General features: G+C 47.3%; 17 protein-coding genes. 8 read left to right on the forward strand and 9 right to left on the reverse strand.

Annotation, left to right across the window (positions count from 1 at the left end; translation table 11 throughout):
- Positions 1–30 precede the first annotated feature (30 nt).
- Positions 31–1,767 (reverse strand): hypothetical protein, encoded by a 1,737-nt coding sequence (locus ACHA8N_RS03970; protein WP_393964798.1) that lies wholly within the window; start codon positions 1,765–1,767, stop codon positions 31–33.
- A 175-nt stretch (positions 1,768–1,942) separates the two neighbouring features.
- Here ACHA8N_RS03970 and ACHA8N_RS03975 point away from each other — a divergent pair, with 175 nt between their 5' ends.
- A complete protein-coding gene (locus tag ACHA8N_RS03975; protein WP_393964799.1) occupies positions 1,943–2,329 on the forward strand; it encodes a RidA family protein in 387 nt (128 codons plus the stop codon).
- A gap of 35 nt (positions 2,330–2,364) precedes the next feature.
- Here the strand turns inward: ACHA8N_RS03975 and ACHA8N_RS03980 are convergent, their stop codons facing one another.
- Positions 2,365–2,631 carry a hypothetical protein gene (locus tag ACHA8N_RS03980; RefSeq protein ID WP_393964800.1) on the reverse strand — a complete coding sequence of 89 codons (267 nt, stop codon included), beginning with the start codon at positions 2,629–2,631 and terminating at the stop codon, positions 2,365–2,367.
- On the reverse strand, positions 2,628–3,002 hold the full coding sequence (locus ACHA8N_RS03985) for a hypothetical protein (RefSeq protein WP_393964801.1): 375 nt from the start codon (positions 3,000–3,002) through the stop codon (positions 2,628–2,630). The genes ACHA8N_RS03980 and ACHA8N_RS03985 overlap by 4 nt, the downstream gene beginning before the upstream one ends.
- Positions 3,003–3,149: 147 nt before the next feature.
- On the opposite strand from ACHA8N_RS03985, the gene ACHA8N_RS03990 reads away from it, so the two are divergent.
- Positions 3,150–3,818 (forward strand): Type 1 glutamine amidotransferase-like domain-containing protein, encoded by a 669-nt coding sequence (locus ACHA8N_RS03990; protein WP_393964802.1) that lies wholly within the window; start codon positions 3,150–3,152, stop codon positions 3,816–3,818.
- A complete protein-coding gene (locus ACHA8N_RS03995) occupies positions 3,803–4,213 on the forward strand; it encodes an NUDIX hydrolase (protein WP_393964803.1) in 411 nt (136 codons plus the stop codon). Before ACHA8N_RS03990 ends, ACHA8N_RS03995 begins: the two co-directional genes overlap by 16 nt.
- Before the next feature lie 117 nt (positions 4,214–4,330).
- On the opposite strand, the gene ACHA8N_RS04000 is transcribed toward ACHA8N_RS03995, so the two are convergent.
- On the reverse strand, positions 4,331–4,510 hold the full coding sequence (locus ACHA8N_RS04000) for a hypothetical protein (RefSeq protein WP_393964804.1): 180 nt from the start codon (positions 4,508–4,510) through the stop codon (positions 4,331–4,333).
- Positions 4,511–4,774: 264 nt separating this feature from the next.
- Between ACHA8N_RS04000 and ACHA8N_RS04005 the strand changes: the two genes are divergently transcribed.
- Positions 4,775–5,722, forward strand: a complete 948-nt coding sequence (locus ACHA8N_RS04005) for a DNA/RNA non-specific endonuclease (RefSeq protein ID WP_393964805.1) — start codon at positions 4,775–4,777, stop codon at positions 5,720–5,722.
- Positions 5,723–5,779: 57 nt separating this feature from the next.
- On the opposite strand, the gene ACHA8N_RS04010 is transcribed toward ACHA8N_RS04005, so the two are convergent.
- A complete protein-coding gene (locus ACHA8N_RS04010; RefSeq protein ID WP_393964806.1) occupies positions 5,780–6,889 on the reverse strand; it encodes a GGDEF domain-containing protein in 1,110 nt (369 codons plus the stop codon).
- A 136-nt stretch (positions 6,890–7,025) separates the two neighbouring features.
- On the opposite strand from ACHA8N_RS04010, the gene ACHA8N_RS04015 reads away from it, so the two are divergent.
- Together ACHA8N_RS04015 and ACHA8N_RS04020 are read left to right on the forward strand one after the other, a co-directional pair.
- Positions 7,026–7,211, forward strand: coding sequence for a hypothetical protein (locus ACHA8N_RS04015; protein ID WP_147511641.1), 186 nt, complete (start codon positions 7,026–7,028; stop codon positions 7,209–7,211).
- 118 nt (positions 7,212–7,329) lie between these two features.
- Positions 7,330–8,985, forward strand: coding sequence for a methyl-accepting chemotaxis protein (locus tag ACHA8N_RS04020; protein ID WP_393964807.1), 1,656 nt, complete (start codon positions 7,330–7,332; stop codon positions 8,983–8,985).
- Positions 8,986–9,029: 44 nt separating this feature from the next.
- On the opposite strand, the gene ACHA8N_RS04025 is transcribed toward ACHA8N_RS04020, so the two are convergent.
- Positions 9,030–9,554, reverse strand: a complete 525-nt coding sequence (locus ACHA8N_RS04025) for an NUMOD4 domain-containing protein (RefSeq protein ID WP_393964808.1) — start codon at positions 9,552–9,554, stop codon at positions 9,030–9,032.
- 136 nt (positions 9,555–9,690) lie between these two features.
- On the opposite strand from ACHA8N_RS04025, the gene ACHA8N_RS04030 reads away from it, so the two are divergent.
- Both ACHA8N_RS04030 and ACHA8N_RS04035 read left to right on the forward strand, forming a co-directional pair.
- Positions 9,691–10,275 carry a DEAD/DEAH box helicase family protein gene (locus ACHA8N_RS04030; RefSeq protein ID WP_393964809.1) on the forward strand — a complete coding sequence of 195 codons (585 nt, stop codon included), beginning with the start codon at positions 9,691–9,693 and terminating at the stop codon, positions 10,273–10,275.
- The gene (locus ACHA8N_RS04035) at positions 10,272–10,568 is read left to right on the forward strand and encodes a hypothetical protein (protein ID WP_393964810.1); all 297 of its coding nucleotides are present in this window, start codon (positions 10,272–10,274) and stop codon (positions 10,566–10,568) included. Before ACHA8N_RS04030 ends, ACHA8N_RS04035 begins: the two co-directional genes overlap by 4 nt.
- A 237-nt stretch (positions 10,569–10,805) precedes the next feature.
- Here ACHA8N_RS04035 and ACHA8N_RS04040 read toward each other — a convergent pair whose 3' ends face one another.
- Genes ACHA8N_RS04040 through ACHA8N_RS04050 form a run of 3 tightly spaced genes read right to left on the reverse strand, consistent with a single transcriptional unit; the run spans position 10,806 to position 13,230 of the window.
- Complete coding sequence (locus ACHA8N_RS04040; RefSeq protein WP_393964811.1) at positions 10,806–11,132, reverse strand: hypothetical protein; 327 nt, start codon at positions 11,130–11,132, stop codon at positions 10,806–10,808.
- Positions 11,129–12,181, reverse strand: a complete 1,053-nt coding sequence (locus ACHA8N_RS04045; RefSeq protein ID WP_393964812.1) for a DNA alkylation repair protein — start codon at positions 12,179–12,181, stop codon at positions 11,129–11,131. Before ACHA8N_RS04045 ends, ACHA8N_RS04040 begins: the two co-directional genes overlap by 4 nt.
- Entirely contained in the window at positions 12,178–13,230 is a 1,053-nt protein-coding gene (locus ACHA8N_RS04050) for a bifunctional transcriptional activator/DNA repair enzyme AdaA (protein ID WP_393964813.1), read from the reverse strand. Before ACHA8N_RS04050 ends, ACHA8N_RS04045 begins: the two co-directional genes overlap by 4 nt.
- Positions 13,231–13,257 lie beyond the last annotated feature (27 nt).

A 13,257-nucleotide genomic window follows, 5' to 3' on the forward strand; every position in this document is an offset into this window, starting at 1 on the left:
TAACACCCTTTCAATTACTTTTGCTTAGATTTAAAAATCATCATCTTCAGATTCAATATTTACAACAGAGTCTCCGCCATCAGAAATTTCAATTGTCTCTAATACGAATGCTCCTTGAATACGATCGAACTTTAAAATTTGTAAAATATTCTCATCCTGTTTTTTTAGCGAAATCAATCTATTTCGAAAACTATTAAGTAATATCTCTACGTGTTCTCTTAGAACGTTTAACATGCCTCCGTTACTCAAGCGCATTAAATACTCAAACGTTACTAAATTAATAGCTAATTCTATTCCTTGTACTTTCAAAGTTAATGTTGTACCCGTTTGATCTATTGTTTCATTTTTACCTTGAATATGAAATTCAACTTGATCTAGTCCAATAATTTGATGCACTAATAAACTATCTGAAGATACATAAAGCTGATGAGAGGGAGAATATACCATTCTTTTTGCGAAGAATGTATTTAATCCATCGACAAGCTTAATCTTTACACTATGTTCAATTCTTCCTCTATGAAGAATACTTATGAAATCATATCGATGCCGATAGGGGATTAATTTTTCAACCTTTTTATTATCTTGAGATTCAAAGTAATATTTTCTTCTTAACCTTGGAAACCACTTATTCATTAGTTCAATACCGTTCACATTATCACCATGTATATTTGAACGATACATCTTTACATCTTCGTAATAAGCGCCGTTCTCAATATCAATATCCTTACCAAACAAAGTGTGATGTGTATCTTTTATTTGTTCATTACTACTTAAGTCACCATTAAGTAAAAAATCATCAATTAAAGAGTCTGAAATGTATCCAGGATCTAACGATTTAAATTCTTGAATACCACCAATTTCCTCAAAAACTTCTGGTCTTAGATTATTACCGAAAAAATTCTCATAATACGATTTTTTTGCTAGTGCTTGAATTGATTCACTATTAGAAGCTTCATGTATATCTTTACAAGCCATTCCACCTGTTTGTGTGTAGGCTAAGTGAATGAGTAGCTCTCGCATTGTCATATGCTTACCATTCATATCCAAAGATTTATACATACGCATTATTCGATTTTTCGTTGTTTTATCACTCAAAGCTAAATGATTACTATTGATGATGCATTTATTTTTACTAGAACAATCACTACAAATACTCCAGTTTTGTTCTTCATTCCATCCTTCTACGATTTTTTCAGCATAAATCGACGATGATGCGTACAACAAGTTATAAACTTTTATTTCTTTCGTCGCTTCTAATTCCTTATTGTTTGATATAAATTGAGGAATAATGACACTTTTTAATTTATTTAATTCAGGATATTTTACAAGAGTATGCGTTAATTTCCCTTCATTAGCCGCAATGAGAAAGTATACATTTGACTCATTGTTTTCTAGTGACTCCTGTAACTTTCCAAGTTCCTCAACAATAATTTCATTTTTTAGTTCTGATAAATCTTTGATTATCCGGATTTTATAATTTTTATATGAAATCTCTGCAATACCAGATTCTGGCCAACCTTCAAATTCTTGTTCAACTAATTGATCATACACATTTCTACAAATTCTAGTTTTTCCATCTCCAGCATTACCTGTTATGATGATAGAGCGAGGAGACGTTGAGAGCTCTTCAATAATTTTTTTGTTAATGTTCGTATCGATGCTATATTCTATTTTTTTAGTATGTTCGTCAAAAATTTTAGAGTAATCTGCTGTAGTTAAATCATATTGATGCATAAATGAAACAAAAGGATTTATATGGTTTTGCATTATAAAATCTCCTTACTTCTCATAATTATTTGTAACAACTTCCCTAATAAATTATATCATTTATGGTTTTTTATTCATATTGTATTGTTAATTATTATAACAAAAGTAATTTTAAGTTATATTTTAGTTTTTGCTTTTCAGCAAAAAATTATTATAAGAATTGAGGTACTAAAACATGTCATTTTTAAAAATCGAAACAACCAACGCACCGGCTGCCATCGGTCCTTATTCGCAAGGCTTCATCGCTAACGGTACGTTATACGCATCCGGTCAAATCCCGATCAACCCGGCAACGGGTGAAATGGTCATTGGTGGCATTACGGAACAGACGGAGCAGGTCATGAAAAACGTTGATGCCATCTTAAAAGAAGCTGGTCTGACACCGGACCGTGTCGTCAAAACGACGTGTTACTTAACGAGCATGGATCATTTCGCTGCGTTTAATGATATCTACTCGGATTACTTTGCTCCGCACAACCATTTCCCGGCCCGTTCTTGTATCGCCGTCAAAGAGTTACCGAAAGGTGCTTTGGTAGAAGTTGAGATTTTAGGGTTAGCTTAATGACTTGGAACACGTCACTTTTAGTGGCGTGTTTTTTATTTGCGTAATCCCCAACGTCCTGTCCCTTTTCCGGTCTCACTGTAGAACAAATCCTGCGTTCCTTCATATAATTCACACTCACTCGCATGAAGATAAATCAATTTTCGAATGCGTGCGTCTAATCCCGCTTCCGTCGAAAAACGAGAAAGGTCCAAATCACTCCGCTCTCGTACACACTGATAAAGCTCCGCTAAATCCAGTTGTCGCCCTGTTCCTAAGATCTCGATAATCGCTTCTAAAAGTGCTTCACTGCTTTGATTCATCTGTCTTCCTCCCCGTTTTCTGCAAACTGACCATAAAACCAGTCCCGAAGAAGCTCCCACTTGTCCGGAAAAGCATTACTGCCTCGAGACGTCCCGTTCCCGTCCGGACTGCTCCATCTGATTTCCCAGTCCGTGCCGTCGAGAATCAGCCACTCCGTCGTATAAACCGGTTGCCAGTACATAAGATCGACGTGGAGCAACAGTTGCTCGAGTTCCATTTGTTGGTGCTCCGATAACAGATAAACGTCTTCCGAGACTTTTCCGTCTTCATCTTCTAACCGTAATTCCCGTGTTGCTTTCGTCCACGTGAACGTTTGGCCTTTCCCCATGCCTGATTCCCGGTATGTTATCTGATTGATGTGCTTTTTCATCATTTCACTTAACCCTTTCGTTTTCTCCCTAGTATTACCATTGTAATTCATTTTCCGTTTTCTACCTATCCAAAAAAAGAGTCAGGTACCCTTGTTTTCGATTTTCTTTTATTCTAAGAGAATAGTTTGAGTAAGGAGGCAGCAGTCATGGTCAATCAACACCTCTTTTTATTTGGCGATGGTCCCCCGTTTCCGCCGAATTTGTGTAAAACGTTTGTCTCGTGTTTGAACGGGACAGGTCCCGTCGCTTTGCTGTATGTGCCGCGTCCCGGTTCGTCCTGGTCCGATTACGCGCCGATCTATACGGAGATGTTAACCGCTTGTGGTGCGACAGCATTTTTTCATTTGCCGTTGTCCGCAAAGCCCACAGCCGACCAACTCGAGCAGCTGAGTACATGCGCCGGCATCATCATCTCGGGTGGCGAAACGGAACTGTACCAACAATTCATCGTGCAGACACCAATCGGAGCACTCATTCAAGAACGGTTTCAGCACGGTGTCCCGGTCGCCGGATTTTCTGCCGGCGCCTTACTGACACCAAACGAATGCCGGATTCCCGCAATCGATCAACGGGCGGGCAAGGCGCTCGTCCTTGAAGGGCTCGGTCTAATGGACGCCGTGATTTCCGTCCACTATGATACGTGGCAGGAAGAGACGAATTTGTTGCAGGCGTTTGAAGCAACACAGAGTCGCTTCGGTTACGGCTTACCGGAACGCACCGGGATTCAACTTCAGAATGGTCAGCTCGTGCAACAGGAAGGACCGGACCCTGTTGTGCTGAAGCGAAAGGAGGAGATGACATGTCGACCATCGTAACAGCCGTCAAAGGAATCGTGCGGCACGACAACCGGATTTTGATCGTTCAGCGTGCTGCTAGCGATTCGGGTGGCGGGACGTGGGAATGCCCGGGTGGAAAAATCGATTTTGGGGAGCAACCGGAAGACAGTCTGATTCGTGAAATCCGTGAAGAAACGGGGTTGACGGTGACTATCGACAAAATCGCTTATGCCTCGAGCATTCTGACACATCCCGATCGCCAGGTCATCCTGCTCGTCTACTTCTGTACAGCCGTGACTAGCAGTGTAACGTTATCGGAAGAGCATGACGCCTACTCATGGGCCGATGAACAGCTGATTCGGCAACAGATTGCGCCGAGCATCTTAACTGACTTTGAACGGCATCAGATTTTTCAGAAGCTTGTCTTAACATAAGTGTTCCATACATTCTGCATTACAAAAGGTGATCCTCCCGGAAAAACGGGTGGATCACCTTTTCTGTCTGATTATGACTCGTTGAAACGGTACGTTCAGACAACGTGCTGCCAACAATCACTTTCTTGCATCCTGATTTAAAAAACGTCTGAATTCGTATAAAAAAACAGACAGTACCACTACTAAAATCACAGCAACGGCACTTATTCCTTTCGGTAAATCCAGTACACCAATCAATATTACGGCAATTCCTAAAATGATGAACGAGATACCATAATCCTTCATCCGTTTGGACATACCATCCCTCCTCTGACATCGTCACGCTTCGCGATCTGTTCAGGTGGTGAATGCTTATTTTACACAATATTCCCATTATAAGGCAAGATAACGTCCTTCTGCGATTTTCGAATCATTGTCTCCCGCCCTCGAAGTACTCTCCCATTTTTCGTTACCTGCATCTCTTGTTCTATTTAGATCGTTAAATGTTAAAAATCACCTTGTATTCGGACTGGAAGATTTCTACAATGGACAAGTATGTCATGACACGCGAGGAGTCCAATGATGAAATCATCCTTTACTTATTTTGCTTTACCGCTAGCCGCCCTGCTTTTGACGGGATGTGCTGCGGAAGAATCATCTGCGCCGACACCAAAGGTCGACCAGGCGGCATCTCAAGAAACGCCTTCCGCAGAGAAGACCGAGGAAAAACAGCAAGAGACAACACCTGCTGATGTCCCTTCCGCAGAAACTGCCGAGGCAGAAGCAACGGAGTCGTTCCCCGGCTACACACCGATTGAAGTCGACGGCGGCGATCTGTCCGGTGACCGGGAACCGAATGTCGTCGTCAACATCGGTTTTGGCGACCGCGAGTACTGGGCCTTTACGAATGAACACGCCCAACTCGTTAAAGTTACTGCAAAAAAAATTACGCTCCAACAAGATACAGAAGACGTAACGTCATCCGGTCGCTATTATTCGGACGAAGCGAAGGTTCCGGGTGTCGAGAGTCCTCAGCTTGATGAAGGACATGTCATTGCCGATTCGCTCGGTGGTGTCTCGAACGCCTACAATATCACGCCGCAAGACAGCACACTCAACCGCCACGGCGATCAAGCCTATATGGAAAACAATATCCGCAAGGCCGGCAATGTCACAGACTTCGAAGCGACGATTACGTATCCTGATACTAAAACTCAGATTCCTTCTCATTATCGCTATACGTATACGTTAAGAGGAAATAAAATCGTCGATGACTTCGACAATGTGAATCCGGATGAAGTCAATGCCGCACTCGGGTTGACAGAAGATGAGGACAAGACAGCAGAAGCCACTGCTAAAACAGCACCTACCCCGGAAACGGGTGATGTCTCAACCGTCGATACGAACGGCAACGGACAAGTCACAATCCAAGAAGCCAAAGACGCCGGATTCAGCATGCCGATTACAGATGACCATTGGTTGTATCCTCATATGCGGGACAATGACCATGACGGGATGGTCGGCGAATAAGTTTTACGTGCAGCATGAAACAGGCGGACTCCGAGGAGCCCGCCTGTTGGTGTTGGATTATTCTTCGCTGTAACCGACGACCTTGTTCCGCCCCGTCTGCTTCGCTTGATAAAGGGACTGATCGGCTTTTTGGACGACTTCAAACGATGTCTCGCCTTGATCTGACGAGGCCGCCCCGATCGATAACGTGACATGGAACGCCGGATACGTGCTGAAGACAAAATGTTGATCAGCACACGCCAGGCGAATCGTTTCCCCGAGCCGGACGGCTTCATTAAGCGGCATGTCCGGTAACAAGACAACAAACTCTTCCCCGCCATAACGTCCAACAACGGCTTCGTCGGGGCTACAGTGTTGCAACAGCTGACTCAGTTGACGTAAGACGACGTCCCCCCCGTCATGCCCGTATGTATCATTGACCGATTTGAAGAAGTCGATGTCGACGATCAGGACGGAGAACGCATAGCTGTGTTGGTCGTAATGTGCCAACGTCTCGTCGAGCTTTCGCCGATTGGCGAGATTCGTCAGTCCGTCGGTCAACGCCAGTTCCTGTTGCGTCTGGACGAACTGGAAATGTTTCCGTAATTCCTGAAGAAATTGATAGGTCACGTATCCGCCTAATAAAATGAAAATGATATATACAAAGCAAATCTTAAGAAAATGAACATATGTATCCGTCAACAAATACAAAGCCGGTAAACTGTAAGCAATGCCGATACTAATCAAGATCAAGTAATCCTTCATCGTACGTGACGAAAAACGACGATAGATACTTGCCGTCACGAGTAAGGACACACAAATTAAAATCGTCAATATTACTCCTTCATAGGCACCTGGTGTCATGATGCTGAAACGAGCTCCAACGATGCCGATGAATGTGATTCCGCCACTGATCCATCCGCCATAAAAAAATGCCGTCACTAAGGCGACGAGGCGTAGATCGATTTTTGCCCCATCATAGGTGACACTGTTGAGGACAAGCAAAACACTAATCAATCCGGCGACTAATCCAAACAGGACGCGTGTCCGGACAGAAGAGCTTGCAGAAATCCGTTCTACATGCCGAAATGGCAAAAATGCAAATAGGAGTGAGGTGATCAACAGACAGAAATTTAGCAGGAACTGATTAAACAGGATCAACATAAGACCGGAACACTCCTTTTCCATGACGATTTTTAGCTCTTTACTTATGTTCTCTATCGGTTGAATGCGTCCCTCTTTCAAGTCCCAAAATGTTTCCAATTCTTCAAGAAGGGAAACAACACCTTAGACGTTCTCATCATTTTTAAGGGGGAGTATTATAATGGATATGAAAGAAGAAAAACGTAAAAGTAAGATGCCATTTTTTGTTGTTCTCGTCATCATCATTTTTGTTGCCGTCGCCGCAGCACTGATTATTTATGTCACCTCCGAACCAAAAGAAGAAACCCAACAGTTGTTACAGATGACGACCAGTTTCGTCTCGACTTACCTGCCGCATGCCAGCTGACAGCGGACATCCTCGGATGTCCTTTTTTTGTGGACCAAACCTTTACAAGAACACCACGTTTTCTTCATACAATCTGCCCCTTCACTTCCCGATAGGAAGCATGGAGGAGATGAAACTGATGAAGCAACCTACAGAGAAAAAAAGACTGCTTGCCCAACAATTAAACAACTGGCTAATCCCAATCGTCGCAATGGGGCTCTTATTGATCAGCGCTTTAAGCGTCGAAGAATTATACCGGACCTCGACGAAGTCCGTCAGTGAACGGCTCGAACGCGAGATGACGATGCTTGATGCCAATATCCGCTCGATTTACTTAGCCTATCCGGAAGATGAACAGGAAAGGACACGCGCCATTAAACGTTTGAAGAATCAACAACTCGCCGATATGGCACGCGACGATTATGATGCAGCGATCCAGTCGTTAGCGACTAAAAACACAGCCCTTCAACCGTTGAAGTTGACGGCGCAACAGAAAAAAGACGTGACACAACAATTAAAACAAGCACGCGTGACGACATTTACAAGCAACGACCGGTTTATTCTCGCGATGTCGATTCCCGAAGTGAATGATGTCCTGTTTTTATCGGTCGATCAGGAACGGTTGGTCGCGCCTGCCAAGGCACTAGCGATGAAGTTAGGCATCCTCGGGATTGTTGTCCTCTGTTTTGTCAGTCTGCTGATCCGGGCCCGTATCAAAAAACAACTGGCTCCGCTGTCCGTCTTGTCCTTGAAGATTGAAGAGGCCTATGCACGACGCACCTATCAGCCGATCAGCATCAAGACGACGACGTTTGAATTACAGCAATTGACGCACCAATACAACCAACTGATGCAACAAGTCGGCAGTTTGACACAAGAAATCGCGATTGCGAGTGAACGGCTGGAGGCGACCCAACCCGGTTTTTCGTCCCAACTCGCCTCGATTGATGAATCCGTCCTCGCCGTCCATCAAGTGGCGACGTCATTGACAGAGCAGTCGACGCAGATGGAACAGATCATCACGGAATCGGGGCAACTGTTGACGACCTCGATCGAGGCGCTCGCGACGATGGACGAATCGATCCAGACGAGCCACCAACGCGTCAGCTCCTTTAATGAGGAAGCGACGACGAGTCATCGGATTCTCGAATCGTTGCAACAGGATACGACGCTGTTGCGGACCCTGTCCGTCAATGCGTCACATTCGCTGGAAGAAGCGACCGGACGCAATCAACAAATGCACGAATCGATCCGCTACATCCAACAAGTGGCGGAGGCGACACGCCGCTTATCGCTGAATGCGTTGATCGAAGCGACACGGGCGGGTGAAGAAGGTCGTGGTTTCGTCATCGTCGCAAAAGAAGTCGAGTCACTCGCCCTCGACATCAAACGGAGCATCGATCACATCAATCAGGCGAACCGGGACCTGACGGCCAGCATCGGACAAATCGAACAAGATGTCGTCCAGATGACGACCCAAATCGAGACGACACACGAACAACTTACACTGAGCACCCGACGGATTGCTTCCGTCCTCGATCATGCGGAACAGATTGAAGCCGCGCTCGTCCAGGTCGAGACGGACCGCACACTCGTGTATTCTTTACAACCGCGGATTCGGGAACATTTTCAACTGATTGAAACGATTCTGTTTGAACTGACCCACTACAGTCAATCCCTTGAAGCAAACATGCAGGCCAACAGTGCCCGCCAACAGGAATTGAAACAGCATGGTCACATCATCGGCGAACAAATCGAGTCCCTCAACCGGACGATTGTCGGTCCGTCGCATTAAAGACAAACAGACCCTGTGCCTCAAGCACAGGGTCTGTTTATTGCTTAACTAATATACTGTGCTTCTTTTTTATCGATAATGTTGCGAATCCGGTTCTCCGTCACCTGATACGTCAACGCCAACCGGCGAATCGAAAGCCCGGTTTGATACCGACGCCGAATGTCCCGAATCTGCCGAGGTGATAATTCAACATGTTGCGTCAATAACAGGTCGAACTCGTCGAGGAGCGATGCGTACGCTTGAGTCGTCGACGGTTTGACGGTCAGATTATCAATCTGATCGTTTACGCGATCACCGTCCGCCCGGATAATCCGGTCGTGCGTGGCCTCGGGATCGAGAAACGCCTTAGCGACAAGCTCGGCGATATAAAACCGTTCCCCGCGTCCTTGTTTATACAACGTCACTTTCCGGTAGCCTTCTTGATTGATCCGTGGGCGCAACACGACACCTTGCCGTCGTTGTTTAACACCACGACTCGTCTCGATGATCCGGTCGAGCGACCGGACGTTCCCTGATGTTGAGACTTGATACATGCCTGCATAGCCCTGTACTGCCTTCCAATGTTCCATATAATCAATGACCTCCATTCGGTCCTAAAACGACAACATTTCTTACTGTCATTATACCATTTAACGAACAAACGTTCTAATGTGAACACTCCGTTTTTCTATGCTAGTATTAACAAAAAAAGGAAGAGGTGTCAGGATGAAGTTTGTTATGTTACTTGGTCCGCAAGCGGTCGGCAAAATGACGATCGGTCAGGAACTCGAACAAAAAACGGGCATGAAATTATTCCATAACCATCAGACGATCGACTTGTTACATCCGTATTTTGATTTCACGAAACCGGCGCATCATAAGCTGAAGGACTTGATCCGGCGGGAAATGTTCAAGGAAATGGCGGTCAGTGATCTCGAAGGGGTGATCTTTACGTTTTTGTGCTTGTTTGGCGTCGAAGACGGCGGCATCGAATTCATCGAAGAGACCGTTCAACTGTTTGAAGAAGCCGGCGCCGAAGTCTTCATCATTGAACTGGAAGCTGAACTGTCCACCCGTCTGACCCGGAACCAGACCGAGAACCGTTTACTCCATAAGTTCACGAAACGGGACATCGCTGCGTCGGAAGCCAACTTGCTTGAAACCGCCGAACAGTACCGGACGCATTCACTCCCGGGAGAACTGCCGTATCCCAACTATCTCCGCCTCGATACCGAGGGGCGTTCGGCCGGCAAAAGTGCCGAAACGATTTGCCGACACTTTAACTGGTCAACGAAGCTGGTTGAACAATGAACCAATCCAAACAAACGTATTTTCCAGTGTTCTTGACGCTCGGTTTGCTGCTGTTTAATATGTTGACGTCCTATTTACTGAGCGGACGGTTTTTCCCGAATCTCAGCCTGTGGGTGCCGATTGGTCTCAACATCTTGGTCGGACTCGGGTATATCGTTTCGCTAGTGCTTGGTCTCCGGTCGACAAATAACTACGTTAAATGGTTCAGTATTTTCGCGAACATTGCTTTTTTACTGTCGTTATCGGTCATCACTTTTTTGTTGTTGCTCGCAAACGGCATTTCAGAACCGTAATCCCAACACGAAAAACCGTCTCTTCAGAAGCACGTTTTCTGAGGAGACGGTTTTATTTTTTCCTAGTCAAAAGAATCGTCGACTCTACTCGACTTCTACAGGAAAAGGAAGCGTGCTTCCGTCAGGAACAGGCGAGACCCGGTCGTCAGGGGACGACCGAGGCTTGCGTTCCGCCTGAGAAAAGCGAGCGGAGGAAAGATGCTTCTTGGCTCACTTTGTTTCATGATTTTCCCCACTTCAATGCATCAAGTCACGCCGAAAGACCGGTCCGTCCCCATGAAACCCATTTCGGAGCCAAACCGCTGCTTCTCCGTCCTGTCCGATCACGAACGGCAATAACAACGTCCGGGCCAGATATGCGACGATGACGGTCAACGCTTCTTCGATATAGCCCGCCCGGTCGGTCGGATCAATTGCGTCATAGCTGAGTTGCCGACCGCTGAACTGAATCGTTGCAATCTGTTGTTTGTCCCGTGTCTGCAGTGTCCAGACACAACCGTCCGTCATATCGGTTGCGGTAATAAACAAGCGGGACGTCGTAAAATCCGGATGGCGACCGTTCATTCTGTTTCCTCCTCTACGTCAAAAGCTGCCGTCGCGTATGCTTCACCGTTAATCAAAATCGTCAGCTGGTGCGTACCCGGATAATGGACCCGCGTCGTCAAGTTCCGGAACGACTGTCGTTTCGTAAACGTCTCCCGTCCAATCACTTGCCGTTCACTGATCCGAAAGACCTTTTGACTCGTCCCCCGCTTTTTGACATAGTCGATGGCATATTCGATCCGCAGGACTTGCGGTTCGGTTGTCGCAAGGGTAAACGTAAACGTCAGTTCCCCGCCAATCGGCAATGTGGGTGTCACTGTCAGTTCGTCGACCGTCACCGTCCCCCGCGTGACGAGACCAAACGCTTTCAAGACGTCCGGATGTCCTTGTTTCAGGAGTGTCCGTGAGGCATGCCGTAAAATCCAGTCCGTATGCGGATGGGTCCCGAGCTGTTCCAATCGTTCAATGACGAGTTCCGGATGGGTCTTCGCGATATCGTTTAAATGATTGGCGACACTTTTGCGGACGTAAAGCGCCTCGTCCTGCAGCAAGTCATCTAAAATCGGCAGAACCGGACTTGGATCAGCAATCAATGCCGGTATCCGTTGTCCCCACGGTAGGCGCGGACGGGTTCCTTCTGACGCCAGGCGCCGGACGTGCTCGTCACTCGACTGACTCCACCGAACGGCGAGTTCTAAAAACCGCTCTTGATCTTCGAGCAGAAACCGCCGGACGGCAAACTCTGACGTCGAGTGCCGGGTCAACCGTTCCAGTGCTATCATTGCCCGGTCCCAGGTATCACTCGGCGCATAGACTTCGATGTAGTCCGGAAAAACGATGCCCGGCAGTCCCGGAAACTCCGGAGCGATCGTTTCGAGGTGCGTCGCCGCTTGCTCAAAGTCAGCCGGCATATATCGCTCGAGCTCGGTTGCAATCCGGCGGACCCGTTGCTTAAACGCCAGCTCCTCCCAGTCTCCTTGTTGCACGACGTCTCTAAAGTCCGGTGCCTGCACCGCTTCCCCCAATCGATTCAACCAGTCTGGTGTAAACACATCTTTAATCAAACTCATATGTGATTCAATCCTCTCTTCGTCCGTTCTAATTTTAATAAGGCCGCCTTTCGTGCCAAGCCGCCGGCATATCCGCCGAGATCGCCCGTCAAGCGGATGACCCGGTGACACGGAATGATCAGTGCCAGTTGATTGGCGCCGTTTGCCCGGGCGACAGCACGGACGGCTGCCGGATTTCCGACGCGGACGGCCAGTTCCTGATAGGAAATCGTCTCACCCGCCGGAATCTGTTGCAACTGTTCCCAGACCTGTCTCTGGAATGGCGTCCCGTATAGGACGAGCGGAATCTCGAACCGGTCAAGTGTTCCCGCAAAGTACGCGTCCAGTTCAGCCGTCACCTGCTCAAACACCGGTGTCTCACCGGGAATGATGACGGCGCGGGCTGCGAGCCGCAAGCGTTCCACTTCCCGTTCCAGCCCGCGACGATCGACAAACTCGAGTAAGTGCAGTCCTTGTTCATCGGCAATCGCCAGCATCGGTCCGAGCGGCGTATCGAGCCACTTCGCTTGAAGGTATGTTCCGTCCCATCGTTTCGGTGTCTCGCCCATGATGCGGGCAAACGCATCGCGAAAACCGCTGCTCGATTCATAGCCGCTCGCCAGTTGCGCCTCGATGACCGGTTGCCCCTTCCGTATTTCTTTCATCGCCAGGCCCATTCGACGGGACCGGGCGTATTCGACGAACGTCATCCCGAACCGTTTTTTAAACTGCCGCCGGGCGGTCGAGGCATCGAGCCACAATTCCCGAAAGTCGGCGTCTTTGAACCGTTTTTCGGGACTCGCTTCGACGGCGGCAACCAAGCGGCTGATGACGTCACTGTCACCGGGATAAGCCAGTGGTTTACAGCGTAAACACGGACGGTAGGAGGCAAGTAACGCCTCTTTTGCCGTCTCAAAAAATTCGCAGTTCTCCTGCTTCGGCTTCCGCGCCGGACAGGTCGGCCGGCAAAAGATTCCCGTCGTCTTGACTCCGACAAAAAACGTCCCTTCGTACGAACTGTCACGGCGGACGAGTGCTGCATAATAATCCGTTTCCGGTAAGGTATTCATCTCATGCCCTCCCCTTCTTTTCCTCAG

It is taken from the genome of Exiguobacterium sp. S22-S28, assembly GCF_043359615.1.
Taxonomy (GTDB): Bacteria; Bacillota; Bacilli; order Exiguobacteriales; family Exiguobacteriaceae; genus Exiguobacterium_A.

Coding starts and splice junctions, on each gene's coding strand:
- ACHA8N_RS03970 (WP_393964798.1), bottom strand. CDS start 1,767: ATGCAAAACCATATAAATCCTTTTGTTTCATTTATGCATCAATATGAT.
- ACHA8N_RS03975 (WP_393964799.1), top strand. CDS start 1,943: ATGTCATTTTTAAAAATCGAAACAACCAACGCACCGGCTGCCATCGGT.
- ACHA8N_RS03980 (WP_393964800.1), bottom strand. CDS start 2,631: ATGAATCAAAGCAGTGAAGCACTTTTAGAAGCGATTATCGAGATCTTA.
- ACHA8N_RS03985 (WP_393964801.1), bottom strand. CDS start 3,002: ATGAAAAAGCACATCAATCAGATAACATACCGGGAATCAGGCATGGGG.
- ACHA8N_RS03990 (WP_393964802.1), top strand. CDS start 3,150: ATGGTCAATCAACACCTCTTTTTATTTGGCGATGGTCCCCCGTTTCCG.
- ACHA8N_RS03995 (WP_393964803.1), top strand. CDS start 3,803: ATGTCGACCATCGTAACAGCCGTCAAAGGAATCGTGCGGCACGACAAC.
- ACHA8N_RS04000 (WP_393964804.1), bottom strand. CDS start 4,510: ATGTCCAAACGGATGAAGGATTATGGTATCTCGTTCATCATTTTAGGA.
- ACHA8N_RS04005 (WP_393964805.1), top strand. CDS start 4,775: ATGAAATCATCCTTTACTTATTTTGCTTTACCGCTAGCCGCCCTGCTT.
- ACHA8N_RS04010 (WP_393964806.1), bottom strand. CDS start 6,889: ATGGAAAAGGAGTGTTCCGGTCTTATGTTGATCCTGTTTAATCAGTTC.
- ACHA8N_RS04015 (WP_147511641.1), top strand. CDS start 7,026: ATGGATATGAAAGAAGAAAAACGTAAAAGTAAGATGCCATTTTTTGTT.
- ACHA8N_RS04020 (WP_393964807.1), top strand. CDS start 7,330: ATGAAGCAACCTACAGAGAAAAAAAGACTGCTTGCCCAACAATTAAAC.
- ACHA8N_RS04025 (WP_393964808.1), bottom strand. CDS start 9,554: ATGGAACATTGGAAGGCAGTACAGGGCTATGCAGGCATGTATCAAGTC.
- ACHA8N_RS04030 (WP_393964809.1), top strand. CDS start 9,691: ATGAAGTTTGTTATGTTACTTGGTCCGCAAGCGGTCGGCAAAATGACG.
- ACHA8N_RS04035 (WP_393964810.1), top strand. CDS start 10,272: ATGAACCAATCCAAACAAACGTATTTTCCAGTGTTCTTGACGCTCGGT.
- ACHA8N_RS04040 (WP_393964811.1), bottom strand. CDS start 11,132: ATGAACGGTCGCCATCCGGATTTTACGACGTCCCGCTTGTTTATTACC.
- ACHA8N_RS04045 (WP_393964812.1), bottom strand. CDS start 12,181: ATGAGTTTGATTAAAGATGTGTTTACACCAGACTGGTTGAATCGATTG.
- ACHA8N_RS04050 (WP_393964813.1), bottom strand. CDS start 13,230: ATGAATACCTTACCGGAAACGGATTATTATGCAGCACTCGTCCGCCGT.